The 424-nt window shown below is 66.7% G+C and carries 1 protein-coding gene; it reads left to right on the top strand.

Annotation, left to right across the window (positions count from 1 at the left end):
- Positions 1–424 (top strand): IS5 family transposase (locus A33M_RS16930; RefSeq protein WP_157223532.1); only part of this gene is annotated, 424 nt, incomplete at both ends.

The raw sequence follows: 424 nt of genomic DNA, 5'->3' as shown, positions 1-424 counted from the left end.
GGCAAGGCCGCTCAAAAGGGGGCTCTGCGCTGGACCCGCAAGGCTACGACGCGGGAAAGAAGGTCAACGGACGCAAGCGGCACATCCTGGTCGACACGCTCGGCCTGTTGTTGAACGTCGCCGTTCACCCGGCCGACGTTCAAGATCGTGACGGCGTCGCGCTGGTGCTCGATCAGCGAACCCGCCGCCAGTTCCCCTTCATCGATCGGGTCTTCGCCGATGGCGGCTATCAGGGGCCGAAAGCCGCTGCGGCCGCGGCACAGACCGGGTCGTGGAGAATCGAGGTGGTCAAGCGGCGCGACGGCGCCACCGGTTTCGAGGTCTTGCCGAAACGCTGGATCGTCGAACGAACCTTCGCCTGGATCAGCCGCTGCCGCCGGCTGACACGGGATTTCGAGCGCCACGCCCGAACCGTCGCCGCCTT

Source organism: Rhodovulum sp. PH10 (genome assembly GCF_000293785.1).
Classification (GTDB): domain Bacteria; phylum Pseudomonadota; class Alphaproteobacteria; order Rhizobiales; family Xanthobacteraceae; genus Rhodoplanes.
This window is presented reverse-complemented; position numbering and strand designations above follow the sequence as displayed.